This window comes from Pseudomonas sp. HMWF006 (assembly GCF_003061205.1).
Taxonomy (GTDB): Bacteria; Pseudomonadota; Gammaproteobacteria; order Pseudomonadales; family Pseudomonadaceae; genus Aquipseudomonas; species Aquipseudomonas monsensis.
Genome location: NZ_QAIU01000534.1, coordinates 1 through 1,296, shown reverse-complemented (window position 1 = coordinate 1,296; position 1,296 = coordinate 1). Strand labels below are relative to the sequence as shown.

The window sequence follows — 1,296 nt, the reverse complement described above, 5'->3', positions numbered from 1 at the left end:
GCAACCACCAACCCCAGCCAACCGAAGACCGAACCGACGAAGAACAACAGTGCGAGAGTGATCCACACGGTTTTCGAGGTAAACAATTTCACACTGTCATCGACAGGCACCGCTTCAACCGGCGCCTGTTGCGCCAGCGGAATCTGCTGCCCCCCAGCCTGATCAAAACGCAAAACAAAGTCCGCCCCGGGCACCGCAACGTCCAGTTGATTGCCTTGAGCGGTATGCACCCGCACCTCGCCATCGACGAGCGACACGGAGCTGAAACTGATCTGGGTTTCACAGCGAATCTCGCCGTTGACCAGGGTCACGACCGTTCGTTGACCATCGGGGGTGTCGCGCATGTCGATTCCTTGAGCATTCCACGTCGGACGACGTGCGAAGGGAAAGTCCGTTGGGCGCGAATGCTACTGAGTGGCCATTACTCTGTCCAGAAAGCGCGACACCAACCCAGGACCTACGCAAAAAACCTCCAGTTCAAGCCTGTCGAAGTTACCAACCTGATGGAAAGCGTACTTTACATCGAAAAAAACATCAGCAATTATGTAAAGGGTATTTTACATAGGAAGTTCAAGCATGAACCGGTTCTACCTCGAAATGGGCGCGGCCTTAATCCTCTACATGCTGGTGCTGACGGCATCATTGATTGCCTCGCAATATCTGATGGACGCCCCTATCGTGCTGCGCTCGGCCGTCGCAATGACCCCGGTCATTCCGGCGGGACTGATGTGCTGGGCCATCGTGCGCAACCTGCGGCGCATGGACGAAATGCATTTGCGCATCCAGTTTGAAGCGCTGGGCTTTGCTTTCGCCGCGTCGGCGCTAGTGACTTTCAGTTACGGCTTTCTGGAAAACGTTGGCGCTCCCCATATTCCGTGGACATGCGTGTGGCCCGTGATGGGCGCGATGTGGATTCTCGGCCTGCAAATCGCTCGGCGCCGCTACCAATGAAAAACCGTCTCAAGGCACTGCGTGCCGAGCGCAAATGGTCACAGGGCGATTTGGCGGAACGTCTGAACGTCTCACGCCAGACGATCAACGCCATCGAAAACGAGCGGTACGACCCGAGCCTGCCATTGGCGTTTCAAATTGCCCGGGCGTTCGAGATGCCGATTGAAAGCATCTTTGACGATGGCAAATGCTGACCTGTCCACACCCACATCCCTGTGGGAGATTCTATGGTTGAGGGGAAGCCCCCACCCCACCTGCCACTCGTCGCCCCCTGTCAGATCTGACAGGTGCGCTTTACCCCACAACGCGCTCTGATAACTCCTGCCCGCCCACCGTCCAGGAGCC

General features: G+C 56.9%; 3 protein-coding genes. 2 read left to right on the top strand and 1 reads right to left on the bottom strand.

The genetic code is table 11. From position 1 onward, the window contains the following. On the bottom strand, nucleotides 1–344 hold a 344-nt coding region (locus DBR24_RS24045; RefSeq protein ID WP_218278146.1), incomplete at its 3' end, for a hypothetical protein. A gap of 232 nt (nucleotides 345–576) precedes the next feature. On the opposite strand from DBR24_RS24045, the gene DBR24_RS24040 reads away from it, so the two are divergent. Continuing rightward, nucleotides 577–951, top strand: coding sequence for a hypothetical protein (locus DBR24_RS24040; protein ID WP_123462828.1), 375 nt, complete (start codon nucleotides 577–579; stop codon nucleotides 949–951). Beyond that, entirely contained in the window at nucleotides 948–1,145 is a 198-nt protein-coding gene (locus DBR24_RS24035) for a helix-turn-helix transcriptional regulator (protein WP_123462826.1), read from the top strand. The genes DBR24_RS24040 and DBR24_RS24035 overlap by 4 nt, the downstream gene beginning before the upstream one ends. Nucleotides 1,146–1,296 lie beyond the last annotated feature (151 nt).